This window comes from Acinetobacter sp. V89_7, from assembly GCF_029967895.1.
Taxonomy (GTDB): Bacteria; Pseudomonadota; Gammaproteobacteria; order Pseudomonadales; family Moraxellaceae; genus Acinetobacter; species Acinetobacter soli.
The window spans coordinates 130,655-152,772 of sequence record NZ_JASCAJ010000030.1; the positions used below are offsets into that span (position 1 = coordinate 130,655).

General features: G+C 32.5%; 17 protein-coding genes, 1 tRNA gene and 2 pseudogenes. 12 read left to right on the forward strand and 8 right to left on the reverse strand.

Annotated elements, in window-relative coordinates; genetic code table 11:
- The first annotated feature begins 16 nt into the window (after nucleotides 1-16).
- Together QLG00_RS10475 and QLG00_RS10480 are read left to right on the forward strand one after the other, a co-directional pair.
- Nucleotides 17-3,772, forward strand: coding sequence for a hypothetical protein (locus tag QLG00_RS10475; RefSeq protein WP_282470940.1), 3,756 nt, complete (start codon nucleotides 17-19; stop codon nucleotides 3,770-3,772).
- Nucleotides 3,773-5,391: 1,619 nt separating this feature from the next.
- Complete coding sequence (locus QLG00_RS10480) at nucleotides 5,392-5,970, forward strand: hypothetical protein (RefSeq protein WP_282470941.1); 579 nt, start codon at nucleotides 5,392-5,394, stop codon at nucleotides 5,968-5,970.
- Between the two features lie 13 nt (nucleotides 5,971-5,983).
- Here the strand turns inward: QLG00_RS10480 and QLG00_RS10485 are convergent, their stop codons facing one another.
- Nucleotides 5,984-6,949 (reverse strand): hypothetical protein, encoded by a 966-nt coding sequence (locus QLG00_RS10485; protein WP_282470942.1) that lies wholly within the window; start codon nucleotides 6,947-6,949, stop codon nucleotides 5,984-5,986.
- 401 nt (nucleotides 6,950-7,350) lie between these two features.
- Here QLG00_RS10485 and QLG00_RS10490 point away from each other — a divergent pair, with 401 nt between their 5' ends.
- A complete protein-coding gene (locus QLG00_RS10490; protein ID WP_282470943.1) occupies nucleotides 7,351-8,349 on the forward strand; it encodes a hypothetical protein in 999 nt (332 codons plus the stop codon).
- Between the two features lie 88 nt (nucleotides 8,350-8,437).
- Here the strand turns inward: QLG00_RS10490 and QLG00_RS10495 are convergent, their stop codons facing one another.
- Together QLG00_RS10495 and QLG00_RS10500 are read right to left on the reverse strand one after the other, a co-directional pair.
- Nucleotides 8,438-8,683, reverse strand: coding sequence for a helix-turn-helix transcriptional regulator (locus QLG00_RS10495; RefSeq protein ID WP_282470944.1), 246 nt, complete (start codon nucleotides 8,681-8,683; stop codon nucleotides 8,438-8,440).
- A gap of 56 nt (nucleotides 8,684-8,739) precedes the next feature.
- Complete coding sequence (locus QLG00_RS10500; protein ID WP_282470945.1) at nucleotides 8,740-8,946, reverse strand: helix-turn-helix transcriptional regulator; 207 nt, start codon at nucleotides 8,944-8,946, stop codon at nucleotides 8,740-8,742.
- Between the two features lie 91 nt (nucleotides 8,947-9,037).
- On the opposite strand from QLG00_RS10500, the gene QLG00_RS10505 reads away from it, so the two are divergent.
- Genes QLG00_RS10505 through QLG00_RS10520 form a run of 4 tightly spaced genes read left to right on the forward strand, consistent with a single transcriptional unit; the run spans nucleotide 9,038 to nucleotide 11,579 of the window.
- Nucleotides 9,038-9,763 (forward strand): hypothetical protein, encoded by a 726-nt coding sequence (locus tag QLG00_RS10505; protein ID WP_282470946.1) that lies wholly within the window; start codon nucleotides 9,038-9,040, stop codon nucleotides 9,761-9,763.
- A gap of 27 nt (nucleotides 9,764-9,790) precedes the next feature.
- Nucleotides 9,791-10,258 carry a hypothetical protein gene (locus tag QLG00_RS10510; RefSeq protein WP_282470947.1) on the forward strand — a complete coding sequence of 156 codons (468 nt, stop codon included), beginning with the start codon at nucleotides 9,791-9,793 and terminating at the stop codon, nucleotides 10,256-10,258.
- A 14-nt stretch (nucleotides 10,259-10,272) separates the two neighbouring features.
- Complete coding sequence (locus QLG00_RS10515; RefSeq protein ID WP_282470948.1) at nucleotides 10,273-10,980, forward strand: hypothetical protein; 708 nt, start codon at nucleotides 10,273-10,275, stop codon at nucleotides 10,978-10,980.
- A gap of 41 nt (nucleotides 10,981-11,021) precedes the next feature.
- Complete coding sequence (locus tag QLG00_RS10520; RefSeq protein ID WP_282470949.1) at nucleotides 11,022-11,579, forward strand: hypothetical protein; 558 nt, start codon at nucleotides 11,022-11,024, stop codon at nucleotides 11,577-11,579.
- A 657-nt stretch (nucleotides 11,580-12,236) separates the two neighbouring features.
- Here QLG00_RS10520 and QLG00_RS10525 read toward each other — a convergent pair.
- Complete coding sequence (locus tag QLG00_RS10525; RefSeq protein WP_282470950.1) at nucleotides 12,237-14,165, reverse strand: AAA family ATPase; 1,929 nt, start codon at nucleotides 14,163-14,165, stop codon at nucleotides 12,237-12,239.
- A gap of 139 nt (nucleotides 14,166-14,304) precedes the next feature.
- Between QLG00_RS10525 and QLG00_RS10530 the strand changes: the two are divergent.
- Together QLG00_RS10530 and QLG00_RS10535 are read left to right on the forward strand one after the other, a co-directional pair.
- Nucleotides 14,305-14,436 (forward strand): annotated as a pseudogene (locus QLG00_RS10530) (helix-turn-helix domain-containing protein); the annotation flags it as partial.
- Between the two features lie 63 nt (nucleotides 14,437-14,499).
- Nucleotides 14,500-15,266 (forward strand): annotated as a pseudogene (locus QLG00_RS10535) (IS5 family transposase); the annotation flags it as partial.
- A gap of 903 nt (nucleotides 15,267-16,169) precedes the next feature.
- On the opposite strand, the gene QLG00_RS10540 reads toward QLG00_RS10535, so the two are convergent.
- Together QLG00_RS10540 and QLG00_RS10545 are read right to left on the reverse strand one after the other, a co-directional pair.
- Nucleotides 16,170-17,951, reverse strand: coding sequence for a DUF927 domain-containing protein (locus tag QLG00_RS10540; protein ID WP_282470951.1), 1,782 nt, complete (start codon nucleotides 17,949-17,951; stop codon nucleotides 16,170-16,172).
- A gap of 10 nt (nucleotides 17,952-17,961) precedes the next feature.
- Entirely contained in the window at nucleotides 17,962-18,159 is a 198-nt protein-coding gene (locus QLG00_RS10545) for a helix-turn-helix domain-containing protein (RefSeq protein WP_076032591.1), read from the reverse strand.
- Nucleotides 18,160-18,270: 111 nt separating this feature from the next.
- Here QLG00_RS10545 and QLG00_RS10550 point away from each other — a divergent pair, with 111 nt between their 5' ends.
- Complete coding sequence (locus tag QLG00_RS10550) at nucleotides 18,271-19,089, forward strand: hypothetical protein (RefSeq protein WP_282470952.1); 819 nt, start codon at nucleotides 18,271-18,273, stop codon at nucleotides 19,087-19,089.
- A gap of 84 nt (nucleotides 19,090-19,173) precedes the next feature.
- On the opposite strand, the gene QLG00_RS10555 is transcribed toward QLG00_RS10550, so the two are convergent.
- A tRNA-Ile gene (locus QLG00_RS10555) sits at nucleotides 19,174-19,250 on the reverse strand.
- Nucleotides 19,251-20,146: 896 nt separating this feature from the next.
- Between QLG00_RS10555 and QLG00_RS10560 the strand changes: the two genes are divergently transcribed.
- Together QLG00_RS10560 and QLG00_RS10565 are read left to right on the forward strand one after the other, a co-directional pair.
- Nucleotides 20,147-20,593, forward strand: coding sequence for a BLUF domain-containing protein (locus QLG00_RS10560; RefSeq protein ID WP_151790934.1), 447 nt, complete (start codon nucleotides 20,147-20,149; stop codon nucleotides 20,591-20,593).
- 215 nt (nucleotides 20,594-20,808) lie between these two features.
- Nucleotides 20,809-21,009: a hypothetical protein gene (locus QLG00_RS10565; RefSeq protein ID WP_282470953.1), complete on the forward strand. Its 201-nt coding sequence runs from the start codon at nucleotides 20,809-20,811 to the stop codon at nucleotides 21,007-21,009.
- A gap of 43 nt (nucleotides 21,010-21,052) precedes the next feature.
- On the opposite strand, the gene bioB is transcribed toward QLG00_RS10565, so the two are convergent.
- Entirely contained in the window at nucleotides 21,053-22,042 is a 990-nt protein-coding gene (gene bioB / locus QLG00_RS10570) for a biotin synthase BioB (RefSeq protein ID WP_025095189.1), read from the reverse strand.
- Nucleotides 22,043-22,118: the final 76 nt, after the last annotated feature.

Sequence of the window (22,118 nt, forward strand, 5' to 3'; positions counted from 1 at the left end):
AATTAGGTAAACTTAAATGATCAAACCAAATTGGGATATATTTTCTTCAAAATTCTCAACAGACAAAGAATCAACATTCGAATGGTTTACTTATCTACTTTTTTGCAGGGAATTCAACTTACCTAAAGGATGGTTCGGTTTTAAAAATCAGTCTGGTATCGAGAAAAATCCTATTGAGCAAGGTGGTGAAACTATTGGCTTTCAAACCAAATTTTATACAACTTCTCTTTCTGCTCATAAAATTGATTTTATAGATATGCTTGATAACGCGAAAAGAGATTATCCTAAACTCACTAAAATACTGATTTATACAAATCAACTCTGGGGGCAAGCATATTGCAAGAAAGAAGATAAAATGACCACACCGCAGGCTTTAATAGATATTGAAACTAAAGCGAAAGAGCTTAGAATTACAATTGAATGGAGAGAGGCATCATTTTTTGAATCAGAGTTTGTAACTTTGGAACATGATGATTTATCCAAATATTTTTTTACTGAACAACCTCAGCAAGGTTGGCAGCGTTTTGATGATTGGTCAAATACAAAAGTAAGTGTTGAAGAAGCGTATTTTGTTGATAATGATATAAAAGTCATTACTCCACAAAACAAAAGTAATAATGAACTTAATGTTGTAGATGGTATCAACGCAATTCGAGCTAAACTTTATCATGGTGGTACTTCTGTAAGGTTTGTAGGTTTATCTGGCGTAGGAAAGACACGTTTTGCACAAGCTTTGTTTGATAAGCGAATAGGTGACAATAATTTAGATGTTCGATCTGTTTGGTACTGTGATATTGGGGATTCTCCAAATCCACTCCCTGAACATTTTATTGAAGAATTAAAATTAAAAAATAAGCCCTTTATTCTAATTGTAGATAATTGTGGACAAGATACTCATGCCAATTTAACCAAAAAAATTCAGAGTACTGAAATTTCACTTTTAACAATCGAATATGATGTAAAAGATGATCTACCAGAAAGGACTGATGTCTATAAGCTTCAACCAAACAGTACAGATATTATTCAAAAAGTAATTGAACGACATTATCCTGATGTTAATGATATGAACCGACATAAAATTGCAGATTTCTCAGGTGGGAATTATCGATTGGCCTTAGCCATAGCATCAAATATTGGGAAAACTGATAACCTAGCATTACTCACTGATAGTGAATTATTTGAACGACTATTTTGGCAAAAAGGTCGACAAAATGAGGAGCTATTTAAAGTTGCGAAAAATTTTGCTCTAGTCTATTCCTTTAATATAGAAGATAGCGGTGAAGAAAATTCTGAATTGGATTTTTTATCTAACCTTGCAAAGGTGGACTCTGATACCGCAATTGAAGCAATTGAGATTTTGAAAAGTAAAGATATAGTTCAACAACGTGGCGTATGGCGAGCAATTCTACCTCATGCACTGGCAAATCATTTAGCTAAAGAGTTAATTTCTACAAAGTTAGTTAATCAACTAGATAAACTAACTAAGTCAATGCCTGAACGTTTACAGCGATCTTTTATTAAACGTCTGAGTTATTTTCATGATCTTCCCAAAATTAAGGATTTAGTCACTTTATGGTTCTCTAATGAAGGTTTCCTTGGCGAAAAAATTCTAACAGGAAATTATGATGCTCAAGACTTAGTAAAAATAAGACTACTATCGCAAATAGATGAAGACCAACTTCTTAATTTATTTGAAAGAAAGCATCAGTTAGATCCAATTTTTTTAACACGTGAAAACCCTTCTTTTGTAGAGATTTCTCATTTAATTAGAGCGTTAGCCTACCAAGAGCATAACTTCGCAAAAGCATTTCATTTGCTTGTTTATTTTGCTAAGGACGAAAAAGAGGATGAAAGAAATAATTCCATTATGGATTTATTGACATCTTTATTTAGACTACGAATATCTGAGACTTTAGCCAATTTAGAACAAAAAAAAGAAGTACTTACTACATTGCATGCTAATGAAGAAAATTTACCAATTTTATTAGCTTGCCTATCTAAAGCCTTAAACTTCCACGAGTCTGGTTATCTTATTCTCGGATCTAATGAAGGTGGAAGATCATCAGATTATGGCTATCAACCAAAAACTTATGATGAACTTTGGTCATGGACTGAATTTTTACTCGAAATATTAAATAAGTTGGATCAGCAAGGCGTTGCACAAGCCCGAAAAATTTTTTTAAATAACATTAAAGACATTATATGGACGTGTGGAAAGGTTGATTTTGTAAAAGCATATTTAGAAAAGTTTAGTGAAAGAAGTTACTTTTCAGAGGCACATACTCGAATTTTAAACATCCTTAAATTTAATGAAGAAGAATTGAACACTAATGCTCCAGAATTATTATTAGATTTGGAAAATCTAGAACGCTCTTTGAGACCTACAAAAGATAATTTAACTGAACTAATCAAATCATATATTTTGATATCTGATCATGATTTATATAAAATGACTAAAAAAAATGATGATAAATATGCAATACGAATTCCAGATTTTGATAACTATGAAGATCTAATACATCATATTAGTAATGAATTAACGAAAGTAGAGAAATTAATAGAAAATCTTGATCTACTACTTAAAGCGAATACTGGATGGATGCAAAATAATTATCTAATAAAGTTAGGAGAAGCTAGCTCAAAAATATTTATTGATATAAATCAATGCATAAACTCTTTAAGTGATATTAATATTGAAAAATCAATGCGTTCTTCTGAGTTTTTAGTAGGCCTGTTAGTCGGTTTTAAGAATAATTCATTAGATAATTTTTATGTTTTTATAGAATTTTTAAGGCAGAATAATAGTTTTAAACATACTATTTGCTTATTGTTGATTCAAGCGTGTCAAAATGATGATGATTTCCAATATTTTAGTAAGTTAATCATTGATAAAAAAATTGATGTTCTGAATTTTCCAAGATTGTCTGCAAATAAATATCACAATAGAATCACTAATGATCAATTTGAAATCTTACTCGATGCATTGATTTCTGTAGGAGCAACTGATCAAATTAGATACGAGCTTTTAGAAGAATGTTTTTTTCAAAAAAAATTAAATAGAAAATATATGGGTATTCTCCTAAATGAAATTAAAACAATATTCAAAAATGATAACTTGTATGATCATAGTGAAGATGCTTTAGAATACTTATTTACGTTTGATGAACCACTTAGAAAGAAAGTTATTGAAGCAGTAAAAAGCTTATTTGATGATGAGAAATATATTTCTATGCATCGAAACTCAAAAAACTTTAAGTTATTAAAAATTTGTGTTGAAAAGAGTACAGATCTATTTCTTCCTCTATTCTTAGACGATCAAGAATTTTTAGATAAGCTTTGGAGTAATGATCTAAGAAAAGTTCTTGTTTATGCAAATGAGGAAAGTGTATTAAATTGGATTGGTCACGATCAAGAGAGATTACAATTCTGGATTGCAAATTCTAGATTATTTATTATTCAAGATAATGGTCAAATTTTTTGGTTAGATCTAGTGTTGAAATTACTAGATATAAGTGGCTCTGCTCAGAAAACATTAGATCAGATTATTGAAGAAAATATCTTTACTTTACGTTCCGCTTCTGGGAGTTGGTCAGAGGAAATGCATAGGAGGTTGCTATCCATCCATTTGTTAAAAGAAAAATTTGAACTAGAATATCCTGAATTATTAACTTTAATAGATGCTAAAGAAAAAGAATGGTTGTATAAAATTGAAAAACAGACAGAACGGGATCAAGAAGAGCAAAGGCAAAGAAGTGAAAGATTTGATTGGTAAAAGAAAGACTATCTACTAAGTTAGACAAGGCTCGTCCCTAAGGGATCGAGCCTAAATTTCATTTGTTGATGCACTTTGTTGAGCAAATTTTTACGTCTTGATTGACTATTCAATTTTTTCATGCCGATTCAGGCCATATTCCACTTTATATTTCTGTTGCAAAATAACAGTTTTATGCTTGTCTCATATGGAAAAACAAGCCACGATATTTTCATGCTGGTGTAGCATTATTCTGATTTGAGTCTCAGACTAACCCGTACAAGTAAATTTCTTCAGTGACCAAACCTCAGAATACTCATACTCCATCAACCTTGGCCTAGTCAGGGAGACCAATCCCTGACTTAGAAACACGACCAGTGTTCCATTAACCTTTCTTTTCACATATTACCGAACATGCTCACACATGTGCCGACTCCAGTTTTCGCAGTGAGCAATCTGAATATCATTTACTTCAGACTGTTTTAGGATTCGCTTTCAGCTAGCTATCTCACTTAATTCCTCCGACCTAAAAAAAACTTTGGGTTGGGGGAATCACAATTTCAACAAGTTGCCTTGTCTTATATGCGCTACTCACCATCGCTCCCACACTTAAAAAAAAACAGCAGACTTTTAACCAATTCAAGTCTATTTTTTAAGTGCTTCCCAAGTTAGTTTAGAATATCTTATCGTGCAGACCGCTTATCCTCTCGCTTGCATACATACTTCCAGTTTCCCCCGACCGTAGTTCCTTAAAAAATATCGGGATATGATGTATACACAACTTCAACAAGGGTAAAGCTCTTACACTCCAGTCAGCATCTATCGATTAATGCCGTTACACGTTTAAGCTATCCAGCGACCCATTCAGCTTGAGCCAAATGGTGCCAACTTTTCCAGCGTTTGCCTCAAAGTCCTAGTACATCACTATACTCTCAGCAGCCATCGTGACTGGAAATGAGCATACTCTTCCAAGTAAAACTTGTTCGATCGAGCATACACACTCAGTTTTTATCGGAGACAATCGCACGTCCTGTACTGCTCCTCACTGTCTCATTCTAAACAGGGTTTCAACAAAATATCGATTCACCAATATTTCATCTAATCAGGTTCATTTAAACCTGATGACCACTTCACCGATCAAAACATCATCGACTTATAGGTTCCCGTGTCCTTGTCGCCCAACCACTTTTTATTTGCTTGGAACTCTTAAAAAGTGAATGAACGGATAGAAAGAGAATATTGCAATTCTCTAGCCCCCGTTGCAGCGTACCGAGCGAGATTTCTCCAGCAGTCCGCTACATCGGCGAATATAAAGATAGTTGGTCTTTATATTCAGGGCAATATGTATCAAAGTTTTTGAATGGTGGTCAGCCATCCAAAAAACTTTCAAAAAAGAAAAGTCAGGATGGATGGTGAATCCACGATTCGATTGATATGAACACATATTAGCTTAGATAATTATTTATATCAATAATATTGATATAAATTTATTAAAAAGAAAATTTCACTGATAAGTATAGATTTGCGAATCTTAGTCCGCGTTTTATTCTTTCATAGGATGAAAGCTAATGTCATAATTCAGCCTTAAAAAACAGAAATACAATTTCTTAAAAATTATGATTAACACAATCAAGGAACTAGTGTTCTTATTTAAAGAGATTAATAACGACACAAAGTTTGGTAAGCATAGATATGTTAAATTAACGATATTGATCTGTTTTTTATCAGGTTTTTTATTAGTTGATGGGTATCTGGATTATCGAGCTATTTCTGGAGATCTTCCTCCTCATAGTCCAATCATTGGAATTAAAGGAAATTTTACTACACATAAATCCAAAACAACGACTCTGCTTAAACTTTCAGGTGACGAGATATACCCAGATAAAGGTAAAACTTACTATAATGTGCCTTATACCTTTTACAAACATGAGAACCTACAAGTGAGTAGTTCTGTTCTTTCGTTTGTATATTATTTCTTAAAGGATCATCCGAAAGAAATGACTATTGTATATGGATTTATATTGCAAAATGGTCAGGGTGACTTTTATCCAATTAGAATTACAAATCAACAAGGTGTAGCTTATCCATCAAATTTTATCCAAGACCTTCTTTTAGATCGAGAACTCAGTTTACGAACATTACATTATAAACTTTTATTTTTTATTGTAATGCTCATTATCGTGATGAGTTTGAGTATTAAAGAAATTCAAGAAGATTAAAGCTCGGATAAAATTATTTCTCTTTAATAATGACAGTATTTAGTATCGCATCATTAGGAATCTCAAATCTTCTAACCTCATTATCTTTTTTTATCTCTAAATAGGTGTTTTTTCCTATACCTTTAAATAATATAGTAACGTTCGGTATAGAATAATATGTATATGGCGATAGAGCCTGATTTGATTCTAAAATAATTTGTGCATATTCTTTTTTTATATAAAGTGTGGTTTTTTCTTTTCTCATACTAACTAAACTCATTGTTGATGAGATTATTTTGAAAGGAACGTTAGAAAAATATGCACTATAAAGAATAGGGAAAAATATTAGGATTAGTAAGGAAAATTTGATAACATTTTGATTATCTTTATTTTTGTAGTTAACTTTTGTAATTAAACCTCTATAAAAATCTGAATCTTTTTCATCATCGGTATGACCATTAAATCTATCAAAAAAATTATACTCTTTTGATAAAGTATACATTATTGTTAGAAATAAATAAGTAACCAATCCAATGATTGAAGCCCATAGAAATCCCCAAAAAGAGAAATCCCATAAAAATGGTAATAGCACCATCAGAGGAATCATAAATATATAGTCTAATTTCCTTACTTTTATAATTAAAAATTTATTTCGATCTTGTTTTAGTCTTAATATTTGGCTTAATTTAATGTATATTTTTTCTCTATTTTTTTTAGAAATAAATCTGATATATAGGAATGAAAAAAAATTACAGATAGTCATTCCTAGAACTATTTCTGAAGCAATGTAAATTGTTAAAATAAAAGCAAAAACGATAGCTACAAAAAATAATACAAATCCATCACCTAAGGATATTTCATTAGGTAAATATTCAATTTTTATTAAATAGTATATGAGGCAAGCAGCACCGATACCTATTCCAAACTTAAATATTGAAAAAAATGTCTCTATTAGTCTTTTAAAATCATCAAAAATTACCTTTTGAATTGGTGAAAGCATTTTAAAATCCAATTTTATTTTTTCTCAGAATACACTGTTTAACTCTTTGGATTCAAATTAACTTAATCAATTAAAAGTATTTAAGAATTTTATATCAAATTTAATCATTAAAACACATTTATATATAAATAATATTGATATATAAATTCAACTGATATAAGATCAACTTATTAGGTCGGTGGTGGTCGTCTAGGAACTACTTTATTGTCACCTTACGAACTGAGGTGACGAGGCAGATAAACATGGCTAATGCCATGAATGTTTAAGCTGACGCTCAAACATTAAAAGTGCCCAAATTGATGCTTTGCTTTAGTCGAATGACATCCTTTGAAGTAAGCCCAATTTGTTTGGATCAGTGTATTGCCGACTTACCCATGAACTGTATAGTTGAGTGATAAAAAATGATTGATTATTCCCCACACATCAAATACACCGCCCAAAAAATTCAGGATAAAGTGACTCGTGGTGCGTATTACTACACCCAGTTTGAGATTGATACTTACCTTAAAAAAGAGGTTGATATTGCACAGGTCATTGCAAAATTGACCCAGCGATATCATTTGAATTTGACCAGTCGGCAGCGTAACTATCGTTTGAAACAAGGTTTTCCCATTGCCGACCTGATTGTGCAGGATGTGATTTATACCAATAAATGGATATTTACCTTATTGATCACTACACCGACTAGCCAACAGCACTCTAAGCATTCTCTTGATTCAGAAATTACAGCTAAACCTCAGCAGGGCTATGTTCAAGATAAGATTAACGAGTTAACCCCGACCTCTTGGAATAAAGAAGTTGAATTAAAAGATATTGAGCTTATCTATCGTTATTTTAAAGATACAGAAGCACTCAGGTCTGTATTTCAAAAACCTTATCTGAGTTTGGCTTTTGGATCATCTGATGCTGAACTGGTTAGACTGAGCCACAAGAAATATGCTCCGAACCAAAAGAAGTTTTTTCGTCAACCGCGTAAAAGCTATTCTTGGACTTGGCGTTTTAAACAGGATGTCATTGTTCAAAAAAAAGTTGAACTGACTCGAATCATTAATCGGATTATTTCCCAACCGAAGAAAGACAAGGCATTGAATGACTTGCGAGTCTGGCAAAAGTATATGAATACTTATGCCGTATTTCGTGGGAATCGCCAGCAGGCAGGTCGGCTATACACCTTTGGCAAGAAGTTCTATTACAGCCGAACCCAGCAAAAATGGGATGATGCCCAACTTCCGCAATTAAACTTATCGTTTATTAAGCGTTATAAAACCTACGCTGAAAGCTATGAAGAGTATGATTTAAGGCGCTATGTTTACATGACTTGTGGTGAAGAATTACCACGGGATATTTCCAAAACTTTAAATGAAAAGAAAGCTCAGAATTTTATGAGTAATTTTTTATAAAGTTCGAAGGGTATATTGCAATGTGTGGATTTTATTAGCTTGTTTATGAACTTATAACCGTTTCCATTCTATATGATTAAATAAAATTCTAATCAATTATTATTTTTTGGATCAAATCTAAGCCTTGATATGGATTCACACCTAGTGAACGACAATACCAAATATATTCCACAACATCTAATCGTCGTTCACCTTGCTCAACCTTTTGTATATATGAATGAGGCTTCTCCATGCGTTCCGCTAAAGTACGCATAGAAAGGTGCTGTTCTTCGCGCATCGACTTTAACCACTGAGTTAAAGCTAGCATTTCTTGAGTATTAATACTTGATGTCATGTACCCATTATGGATACAATATATTTTGTACCCAAAATAGGTACATCTATAATTGGCTAAGGCATTAAATCTTTGGGGCTAACATTTAGGACAGAAGCAATCTCATATAGCTTGATCACGGTAATGTTGACCTCTCCGCGCTCAATTCGACCTACATAGCTACGATCAATATTGCACAGCAAAGCTAACTTTTCTTGGCTGATCTTTTTATCTGAACGTTGCTTGCGTATTAAGCATCCGATCTGTTGGGGCAAATCATTCATAAGTTTTATTCGCTTAAAGAACAAAACTATTAAAGTTTGCGGATTATTAGTCCACGGACAGTAATCCTTATATTGTTTTTGGGATTTTTACATGTACAAGAAATCACTCATCATTTTCACAGTGCTTACAGCAATTTCTCTTGGCGGTTGCCAACACATGCAAGATGCAGCAAATACCACCATGGGGACAGTCTCCAAAGGGATTCAGGTTTATGACGGCTGGGTCAGTAAAGGTACACAACGGGTATGGGATGAAATGGCTAATCCCGCGATTCGAGATAAGTTTCTGATTTTGAGTCATAACTCAAATGGCAATAATCAGATGAAGCTTAATCCCTTATTAGTCAATGATAAATTTGAGTTAAAAGAACGAAATTTCAGCGCCATATATTTAGAAAAATATGTGCTTCAAGAGTCAAATTTTGATGAAGCGAATCGTCGCATTCGTAATGGTGCATATATCTCAGAAAAAGACTTAGCCGCAAAACTGTTTATCGAACAGGCTTTAGCACAAGGCCATGAAGTACGGATGTATAAAGCATCGCTCAATGCAGAGATCAATCAGCATTTAAAACAGACCATCATCGAGTTTAAAGGTGCGCAAAATAACTATGGTTTTGATCCGGTCTTTATTGAATTCGATCAAACCGGCAGTCCTGTTGCGATTATGACTCGCTCTTGGCAAACCGTTTCAATCATCGGTGTTGCCAGTCGCGTTTATACCAACATCTATTTTGGCCAAGCCACCATGCGTTGGTTTGAGAATAACTTTTCCAATCGATATCTAGAAAATACACTGATTCGCACTATTCGTTAATTTTTATAACCAGAAAGGATAATTTTCATGAAAAAACTATTTTTGCTCAGTCTATTGAGTGCTATCGGAACCAGTACATTTGCTGCCTCAAATTGTTCTATTACTTACAGTTCTGATGATAAATTAATTGCCATCACTAAAGAAAATAAATTTAAATTTGAATTTGATAATTATGATGCGCTCTGTCAACGTTTAAATAATGCTAATGCCAGAATTAAGCTGTCATATATGACTGGTACAAGTGATCGAGAAACCACTGCTGTAGTTATTGCGACAGTCATGGATAAAAATCTACCGATCGAATCAAATACCTATAGTAGATCTATGTGGAGTAATTCAGAACAAAGTAGCTCTGTTGAAAAAAGGCTATTAATAAATGCTGTAAATGATGCCGTAAGTAACATCATTCAAAAAGATATTGATGGATTAAATGCAAACCGAAAAAAATTAGGATTTAAAACTTATCCAGCATCAATCAGCACCAATAAAAAATAATAAGGAATTTTAAAATGTCGAAACAGAGATTGACTGCTCTGGTTTTGCTGACTCTGTTGATAGGTAACGGTTGTAGCAAGAAAGATTCAACTCATACCAAGACTGTTGGAGACGAGGATAACTCTTCTTCAGCATTAGTCGCAAAAAATGACAGAGTCATGATGGGCGATGACCCTAATGCCAAATTTACAGCGTCTCAAACGTCAATCAATTCATTTGAAAGCAGTAATACCTACAACAATTATGGTTTTGCTTATCGTTATGAACGTCGTAGCGGTGATGGTCAGGAACATTTCTATAAATCTATTCAAGAATTCACCAAGAATGATTTAACCAACCAACGAAATCTGTTGGCTGAAACTTGGATTGAAATCACTCAGCAAGAATGGCTTGAAACCAAACAGCATTATGAACAGACTAGGGAACTCGTTGATTTAAATCCAAAGCTTTTACAGGCCAGACCGATTTATCAAAAACTGATCCAGTTCATAGATGAACAAAATGCTAGGCAGGCGCAGTTTGAAAAACAACGCGCTGAGTTCGAGGCGAATTTTAATCGCCAGCGAGCAGACTTCGATAAACGCTGGAATGAATCTACTCAACCATCCTCACGATCACATGATACTGAAAAGACTCAATCTGGGGCGAGTAACAACTCACCAGCAGTTGAATCAGATCAGTCAAATAATGACAGTCAAAAGCAAGATTCGAGTGCGTTTTAAGACTCAACCACCTCACATCATTATAATTAGGAAACCATCTTATGCGTCATTTATTGAGTTCTGCCATCATTGCGTGTTCAGTAATAGTCTCGACATCTGTCTTCGCCGATCCTAAGCTATTCAATGCCGAACTAAAAGGCATCTCACGCGATAAAATGCGTACCGTACTCGCAGGCACAGCAGTAAAGCCGATCCGTGAAGAGGATCAGTATTGGGTGGATAAATACAATGCAAATGGTGTACTGGATGGTGCAACGGATTTAAATTTTGCTTATACCTCAAACGGGCAATTTGCATATGCTGAATACAAGTTTCCAGCGTTTGTGAATACAGGGAAAATTTTAGAAGTGGCTAACTTAGTGGCCAGCAAATACGGTCAACCAAGCCAGCGTTCAGGAAATACAAATGTAGGAGAAGCAAGCTTTACGTGGAATTTTAAGAACGGTATGGCTATTGTGGTCTATCGTGGCTGGCCTGACACGACCACTTTTTTACAGATCAAAGACAAAGCAAGCTACAGCAAAATGAAAGCTGAAATGGATGCGCAAGACAAAAAGCAGTTTCAACAGAAGGCGAAGCAGCAGCAGGCGGCTTTTTAGTGATAGAGTTTTTATTTTAGTGTAATGATAGTTTTTCAGAAATTTCATAATTATGGTGGATTATGCAAATTACTTTGCACATTAAGTTTCAATAATTGTTATTTTAGTAGCTCAAATCTTATCTCACGCCTATTTGTTTTTTAACAGATTAGATTTGAACTACTATGTACATATTCTATTAACCTTAATCCACCAACTATAATTATGGGTAGCACACTTATTTAACTTAAAAAATTGCTACCTCAAATTCTTAATGCTTAAAACAGTATGCTAAAAATTCACTGATAGTTTTATCTAAAGCTTATAAGCCAACACGCAATTCTAAAACATCAATTCTTCTGTTCAATTTTTCAAGTTTAGCTATGAATGATTGTGATTTTTTTAAAGATATAGCAAATTTTAATTAAATCATATTTTTATAAATTCTGTGTGTTTTATGGAATTATTTGTAAATTTATTAATAAAAAAATAAATGAAATAATTCTCTTAAAACTTGATATATAGATAGTCAAAATTTTGTTAAAATTTAGGAAATTTTTTGAGCTATGAAAATTGTATAAATTTGATTGAAATAAAAACCTGATTTTCTTAATTGTGGATTGAATTTAATAATGAGTATTTAGAAAGAAGCTTGTTAGGCTTCTTTGAAATATATATTTAGCAGATTGATATAGCTTTAATAATATCAAATATTTTACTAAAATTTGAAAATTGAATGTCAGAAAATTCTGCTTCTTTATTTAAAATATATTCTGCAAAATTATTTTTACTTAAAGCTACTGAATTCTGCCATTCTAGATCATCTGACTTAAAAACTCCGCTGTCAATAATTATTTGTTTACCTGTTTTACTTTTCTCTTGAGCTTGAAAATTTCCACACATACTATTACCGCTTTTATGAAATTCTAGACCATCAAATAATCGTCTTCCATGTTTATCTTCTTTCTTTAAATCAGAGGCAGGATAGTAATATTCAATAGATATCTGGTCTAATGCTTCACTTATCTTAGGAATACATAATACATATACATTGTTTCCTAAATCATTATAAAAATTTTCACCATACTCCTTTAAAATTGCAGGTTCATCTCTATCGAAGATACCAATTATTTTTCTAGATTGCGGAACTTTCTTTAAGTTTTCTAACATAGTTTTCAATGCAGATGATCCCATTTTAAGCTCATCTTCATATTTAAGAAATTCTATATCAAGCTCAGCGTACTCGTGGCCTAGCTGTTTAAAAGCAGCTACTAAATGTTTCCAATCTGTTTTACCTTCTGTAATAATAAGAGGTTTAGTAGAACTTAAAATTTTTTGTTTGAGAATATTCAGTTCTTCTTTGTGTGCATTAGTAATATCTTGGAATAAGCTATAAGCTTTCGTAAACTCTTCAAAATCATCAGCTCTTTCAATAAGTACTCCATCTGGCATATTAATCATTACGTAATCATCAAGTGTAAATTTATCTGAAATACCTGCTAGTAAGAAAGGTGAGTGGGTCGTGATAATGAATTGAACTTTTGGAAATAACTGAATAAGCTGTGGTAATACTTGATATTGAAGCTCTATATGTAAATGTAAATCAACCTCATCAATGATCACGATTCCTTCAATTTCATTTAGATTAATACTTTTATTGATTTCTAGTCTATCTGAATATTTAATAATAGTAGCAAAAATACCTAAAAGTGTACTTTGACCTGCCGATAAATTATCTAGGGTTGGGCTAAAAATTTTTCTTGAGCCTTTTTCAACTAATTTAATACGTGAATGTCCATGCCCTCTGAAGTTCAGGTCAATAGAAATATCTGTTTGAACAATCTTTGAAATAATATTTTCAATATTTTCAATTGATTGTTTTAACAACCTCAAAGTACTCGTCGAAATTTTTGTAGAAACATTAGGACCCTCAAAAACTAGATCTGCTCTTGAATCTAAAAAAACATCTAAAATCCATTGCTTAATGTCATCAATAGATCTACGGACTAGAATTTCTCGATCTAATTGATCATTAAATCTTTTGATATCAACAAATTGTTCACTTTGTTTTATCGTTTCTCTATTTAACCAATATGGAAGTTCATAACGATCTGAAGGGAAATAACAATATGAGTTTGAAGAAAAATCTTTTTTAAATTCTGAACTTTCCTCAGTATTCGTTATTTCTTTAAAATTACCATTTTTATCAGAGATATTAATTCTCAATAAATTTTGAGTTTTTTCTTTTAAAGAGCTTGATGATATTTGACCATTTTTCTCTATATATTCATAGTTATGATTATCTTTATTTTTATATTCTATATAGGCAAATGCATAACTCGAGTCTACTCGCATATTTGAAGCACCAGAGATACGAAAATATTTATAGCCATTACCATTTTTTGGTAAAATATCGCTAAAAGCACTATTAGATAACTCATATAATGAGTCTACTATACTTGATAGTAAGGTTGTCTTCCCTGTACCATTTTTACCGACAAGAATCAGGGTTTTAGGATTTTTATCAGTCTTAATTAATTGACTTGATGTAAGTTGGAGTTTTTCAATTGCTCCCATGTTTTCTATAAAAATATTATTTATATACATTTTTTACTCATTCAGCTTTGAAGATTCGAGTTCCAATTACAATACATTTTAGTTAGTTGAAAAATTTAGGTATATTTATAGAAATATAAGACTTTTTCAACTATCAATTGTAAAGCACACAATAAAGAAATTAATCTAACTGTCTCAAAAAGAAAGATACGAGATTTATACTACTTTGAAAAGCAAAAGTTCAATCGCGATTCTTGCTTGGGAGTTGGGCCGTTCTCGATTAACAATCTATCGTGCAATCAAAAGAAGTATAGGGAAACGTTGATACCGAGTTCAATAAGGAACAAAACTTGTAAGTCATAGACGGTATCGACGATGAGTCAATAAGCATGATCGAAATCAGACTTATTCCGACACAGCCATCAAATGCTTTTTAACGATAAAATCTTTATTTCGTCTCTCTACGCATGGTTACAGGATTTGTTTAGAGCTTGATTAGATTGATCAACACCAGATTGTACGACGCTTTGTAGAAGACAGAACTATATTATAATATTGCAATACTTTATCAAAAGAGTAGTGATAGGTTTCTATTGATCTTGGATTCTAGTGGTCTAAAGTTTTTAGATGAGGGTGAATGGAAATAGAAGAAGCATCAGACTGAATATCGTCGCCAATGACGTAAGTTCCAGATTTGTATAGACGCTGAAATACGTGCAGTACAGCTCATCATAAATAATATTACTAATTCAAAGGTACTTAGTGATTTACTCAATCAGATTCCATAAGATTAGCAGATTAGCTCTATTTATACTGATGGAGCCTATGACACCAAAGAATGCCGTCAGTTCGTTATAGATCTGCGAGCGCAAACGGTGATTCTGCTAAGTCTTGGATAAATACAAAGATTATCTAGCTCTAGCAAAATGAGCTACTTTGAAAAGTTAAATGTTTAGGCAAGACATTATTGAAAAAAGATCTGGCTATCATCGTCGAAGTTTGGTGGAAACCAAGATGGATTGTATCAAATTATTAGGCGATAAATTAACGGCAACATTCTTTCTTAGTCAGATTAATGAAATTTATACACGCGTAGCCGTGTTAAATAAATTCACTGAATTAGATCGACCTCACACACAAGTTGTCAGTTAAATTTAAGTAACTTAGATAATATTTATCTCCAAACCCTTAATGCAAGATAGCCCTAATGATATAATTTATTTAGAAAATTATGATAAATCTATAAAACCTTTATAGATTAACGAATCGTTTATTCTTCTTCTAATACTTAAAAAATATGAAATAATTTGTCGAGATAATAAAAAATGAAAGTTAAAGATTTAATCAAGTAACTAAAAATTTTTGACCTTGATTTACATGTCTTAATTGCTAATGATGAAGAAGCGATTATTGATTATGATCAGCTTGTAAAGTTTTTTGATATAACAGACATAAATATATTTCATGCGGAAATAAAACGAAATGTTGACGAGTAGATGGAATTCATATTTACTGGAATAACTACAAATGAGTCAAAACAACTTCTAAACATAGATGTAAGTTCACAATTTTGAATGGTAGATATTTATGTATACAACATATTGGATTGATGGTAATTTTATTTATGGTCCAGAATTTTCTGGTAGGTATTGGGTTGAGAGTAACTTTATCTATGGTCCCAAAAATTCTGGAAAATATTGGATCGATAGTAATTTTATATACGGGCCGAAAGATAGTGGTAAATTCTGGATAAGCGATGGTTATATTTATGGTCCAAGGGAAAGTGTTCCATGGATTGAATAAAATTCCTTATTATCCATACAAATTTTATCGAATCTTGTAAAATATTTTCATAATACATTTTTCTTATGTAGCATCGAAAATAAAATATATTTATTAGTATATTTTTGGTGACAATGGCTACACTGGTGACATATTGATAAATAAGCGTTTGAGCTTGTCACCGAACAGTACAGTTCTTTGGTGACATCTTTAAGCCAATCAATTCTATACTGTCACCCAAGTTACCGTTGTCACCTAAATACTGTTGTATATTCAGTCAATAGAAAATTTATACATTTCAGATTCTTTAAAAATCATCATGCGCGTAGTACCTGATAAGTGTGGTAAGCGTATCGATTTGGTCGTGCGTCCATCATCATGATCCAACCATCCGTAATCACGAAGTAATTTTGATACTTGTCTATGATTAAGTCCTATACAGATGTCTTTTTTAAATAGTTCGGGATAAACCAAATACAACTTACCATCATCTGAATCTTTCCAGTAACCAACTCTATTCGTAGTTTTTATATTAATTTGATTTCCAGTAATTGGGTTACAAAAAACTTGCTCCAGACTCTCAAAACGACTCGATCCATGAATTGAAAAAAAAGACTTAATGTGTTCAAGTATTTCTTTATCTTCATAACCTGATTTATGATCAAAATTATCATACCATTCTTTAAATACATTTTTAATTGCATGAATTGCTGTCCCACTTTGCCAAGAAGTAATGTTAGCTTGAGTAGCCAGTTCACCAGCTACTGCAATCAGTGCAAAACTGTTAGCCACTCTAATAATATGTCCTTCTTTGTAATCGGATATCAACAATTTGCTATACTCATCAAATAAAATTTGAGCCTCAGATGATCTTTTTTTAAGATCGTTCGTTAAATAGTTCAACCACTCAATTCCTGCAGTACCATAGTAAAGTTTTAAATTTTTATTCAATAAAATTGCTTGTAATGCAGCATTATCTTCAAAATCAACTGAGTCAAAAATACCATATGGTGATGAGTCAAGATCGATGTTAATTAAACGTATTTCTTGCCCTAATTTAGTTTTTTGCCCAACTTCTTGCATTAATTCAGATAATGATTTTTCTCCACTGGAAAGAACCATTAGTTGCCATTTATTAATATCTCTTAAACTAATCGATTTTGTCAGACGTCCTTTCCCACTACCATTAATTAGCATATAAACGATATTGCCTAGCTCTGAGGGGTTTGAAATTTCACTAATTTCATCAAGAATTAAAACTCCATCATTATGTGAAAATGCCGCTTGCTCAAGAGCATTACTTGTACTTCGCCAAGTCTGATAATAGTCTACAGGATTACCCCAAACGCTGGCTGATACGTAAAGAGAAGTAGTTTTACCTTTGCTTGATTTACTTTTATTATGAATAATTGTCCCATTCTGTTTTAAGGGACTAAGTAATGATCCTGCGAAAGCTACACAAATTGCTAGTACTAAAAACTTATGAGCCTCTGCTTTTTTTGAAATATTTTCCTGCCATTCTGCTAGTGTTCCTTTCTGCTTATATTTATCTTGTAACGGATCATTCGTTTGGTAAACTACTATCTCATTTGACTGATTAGATCCAATTACACTATTAGGTAAAATATATTGATCAGCATGCCATCCAACCTTATTTACGCACAAAGCAAATTTTTTAATGGGGTAATTTGCTAAGTAAGTGAGAAAAAGCTTACGCTCATTTACGCCAATACCAATCGTCACACCCTGATCAGATAACATTTTCCTTAACTCGGCGCCATCAGTTTGAAAATTTTGCATAGATATTGCTAATGTATGGATAACACCTGAGTCATCAATCCATTTTAACAATCTACCCCATGCAACTGAGCGGTCATCTCTGGTTTTTGCTAATACCAGTATAGGGCTTGAAATAAATTTCTTATGCTCAGCATCTTTGTTCTTTTTTATATAAAATAGTCCTGCTTCTGTAACTTCGAAATAACCATTATCGTATTCAAGTGGTTCATATTTTTCTATTAGCTCGAAAAAATTGTCTTTTTCACTAGTCTTCATTTTAATATCCTTACACATTTTCACGAGCAAAATCTAAAATTTCACGTTTATTCCAGCGGACTAATCGACCATATCTGATAGGAGTTATTGGTCCGTTTTCATAGATAGCCCATCTCCTTAATGTTTGTGGCTTTAAACCAAGCATCTCAGCCGCTTCTTTTGTACTAAGTAATAGCTGTGGATTACAAATAATTGCTTGTTTTTTCATCAAAAAATCAACCTGTTTCAACTTTTACTCAAGTAAATGATTTTTTTTATGCTTCAAAAAGGTAATAATTAACTTTGATTCATTACCTTGACAAAAAATGGAGTTTAAGGTATGGCTAGACCAAAAGTACAAGCAATTGATGTGGCACAGAATTTATTTTGGTATGATGCGACTGCTATTTATCTAAAACTCAACTTTGACGTGAAAACTGATGAAGAGTTTTCATTTTTTTTTCACGAAAATTTAAATATTGAAAGTGATAGCCAATATTTCTCGAAAATTAAAAATGGAAAAGTTACTTTAGGTAATAAATGGGTAGAAAGGATTAGAGAGAAGCTTCCGAACTCTATTGAATTACATGAGCATTATATATGGAGCATATTAAAGAATATTCCAAAATTCAAATATGAAACTTGGTATTGGATAAAAAAAGCCCCCGAATATCTAAAAAAATATATGGCTTCAAGTTATGGAGAAGGTGCGCTTCTAAATGCGGAGATTTTAAATGAAATTAAAAATTTTCATAATTTGGACAGTTTTGGCTTCCTTTTCTTACTTTATATTTTAGCTGAACAACAACATGACTTGCCAATGCTTAATTTAATTTATGATCTGATCCTTGATAGTATGGAGGAAATTTCATTATTAGTTGGTATGGAACGGGCACACATTTTTTTGTTTAATATAATTCAAACAAAACTTATAAGAATTGAAAGCAGTTCATTTAACGACTATTCATTTCAAACACCAGAGTGGTTGTTGATGAGAAGTGATTGGGAGCTCGAAAATTCACTTAAGTCTACTTTAAGTGAACAAAGAATATTACATAATAAAAATTTAAGAATTGTTTATAAGAACAGTAGAGTTATGTCAGAAAAAGTTCAAGAAATCATGGTGTCGGGTTTTAATGATCTTAGAATTTTGCGTTGATTTTAGTTGCTTACTATACGCTTACTAAAATCTTATAAATTAAAAAACCACTTAGGATTAATGCACCTAAGTGGTTGATTTATATGGTGGGCCCACCCAGACTCGAACTGGGGACCAACGGATTATGAGTCCGCTGCTCTAACCGACTGAGCTATAGGCCCTATATCGCAAGTTATTGTATTTCAAACAATTTGCGTTGAGCGCAATCTTAGCGAATTTCAAAATATATTACAAGTTTTTTATTAAGTAGATACAGCGTAAACTCTCAAAAAAATTGCAAAAAAACGCTATATTGCAAAACATTCGGATTCTAGCTCATGTCATCTTGTTGAGTAAAGCAATCAAAGACAATTATTGACCAACTCGAATTGTTTTTGACGATTTATTAATAAATTAAACGGGTAAGCTCTATTTTAAGCTTTAATGACTCCGAAAGATGCTTGTTGTAAAGGAAAGATAATACACAGTATGGCACATATACTTTGATTATTTATGCATCAATCACTCTAATAAAGCCCATTGGTGAATGTAAGAGATTTGAAGTAGATAAAGAACATCCATCCAGATCAGAACATCAAAGCATGAGTTAGCAATAAGCGTGGGTACGGTATCAAATTTGCTTAAATGATATCGAGATATGCGTAAATGGAAATTTAGGAAAAGTGATATGAAAAACGTTTTTTTATGAAATTCAAGCATTTATAGTGGGTATAAATTCAACAGATCTGCTAAGGATAAAATGAAAATATGTATCAATTTGCAATAGAATTGTTAAATTTGTCACACTTTTAAGGTGTGGAATAATATTAATTAATCTCTGTAAGTTATCAATAAATCTACATTATTAGAATAAGTATTTATTTTTAAATATATTTTTAATATAAAGGCAGATTCTATCAATATTTGTTAAAATTTGATCAAAAAAGAATATTTTTCATTTTAGTTATTACTTATACAAAAAGTTTAGAGTATTCTTTAAGTGATTAAAAACACAAATCCCTTCAGCAAGTATTTGTATTATTTTAATTTTTTTAAATTATTATATATCGAGACAAGTATGAGCGATGCAAGAATGCTGTATGTGAGTAAGTTAAAAGAATGCGATAATCCAATGAATGAATTATTTAATATTTTAACTGAAGCATTAAATTTTAATACCCCAAATGCTATTTGTGGTGCACTTTATTATGGAAATGGCTATTTCGTTCAGTGTCTTGAAGGTAACAAAATCAAAATTAATGATCTTTTTCATAACAAAATCTTAAATGATCCTCGTCATGAAAATTGTGAATTAATGTATTGTGAGGATGTAACAGACAGATTATTTTCTAAATGGCATATGAAATATGCTATTTTTCACAAGGAAATTGTTAATTTTTTCTCTGAATATAATATTGATGAATTTAATCCATATACTTTGTCAATTGATAATATTCCTGAATTTATTAATTTACTTTCTAAGCAGAAAGATAGCTTTTATACACTCAAACCAAACAGTGTTTGATTTTAATTTTTATAAGATAAACTAAATATAGAAATATATTTAGCTGAAAGGTGGAAAACTCGTTTTCCATCTTTGATTTTTACATATAAATTTTAATAAGAGACAAATTAAAGAATACGTACTTATCCAATTAGCATTAAATACTACACTTTATTTTATGTGGATTAACAATTATGATTATTCTTGAATATTTTTAGATTTGTTAAAGAAACGAAATGTCAAAACTCGACCATGTAGTAACGCAAGATTTGAGTGAAACCATTATCTGTTTATTTCATCATCCTGATATTTTTGATTCATTACATTATGATACAGCAACAAACCAATTACGGGTATGTCACGCACTAGGTGAAGATCTGATTCGAGAAGGAATGTATTTAACTGCAAAATATGGAAATTTAGTGACATCAATATAAAAAAGCCCTCAAATGACTTGAGGGCTTTTCTTACCAACTGAACTTAAGCTGACATTGCATCGACAGCCATGGCACGTACAGATACTTTTGGTTTTTCTGCAACAAGGCCTAATTTTGCAAACAAGACCTGATCTTTACCTTCACCAGCGTTTGGTGTAGTGAGAAGTTTGTCACCGGAAAATAGGGAGTTTGCACCTGCCATAAATGCCAATGCTTGATCTGAATCACTCAAAGATTCACGGCCTGCCGAGAGACGAATATAACTCTGTGGCATGATAATACGTGCTACAGCAATGGTACGAATCCATTCAGTCACATCTAATTTTTCAACTTCTGCCAATGGTGTACCTTCAATTGGTACCAACATATTAATTGGCACAGATTCAGGATGAATTGGAAGCGTTGCAAGCTCATGTAACAAGCCGATTCGATCTTGTTTCTGTTCGCCCAAGCCCACAATACCACCACTACACACTTTCATGCCTGCACCACGAACGTGATCAAGCGTATTCAAACGATCATCAAAGGTACGGGTACTGATAATATTGTTATAGTACTCGCGTGATGTATCGAGGTTGTGGTTGTAGTAATCTAGCCCTGCATCTTTTAAACGCTCAGCTTGCGACTGATTCAGCATACCAAGTGTCATACAGGTTTCAAGGCCCAGTGATTTTACTTCGCGAACCATTTCAAGCACATAAGGCATATCGCGTTCATGCGGGTTACGCCATGCAGCACCCATACAAAAACGTGAAGAGCCAGATTCTTTAGCAGCTTTCGCTTCTAAAATAACTTTATCGACGGCAATACGCTTTTCTGCTTCTAATTTAGAATCATAATGTGCAGATTGAGAGCAATATTTACAATCTTCCGGGCATTTACCTGTTTTGATTGAAAGTAACGTACTTACTTGAATCGTGTTGGCAGAAAAATGCTCACGATGCACTTGTTGTGCCTGAAATACCAAATCTAAAAAAGGTTGATCGTAGAGTGCTTGGATTTCGTCACGAGTCCAATCATTACGTAATGTCATTGTCATAGTCCATGATGATTGCATTTACTAGTTCCTAATCATACAGAATTCGTGCCAAAGCCGAAGGGCAAAAAAC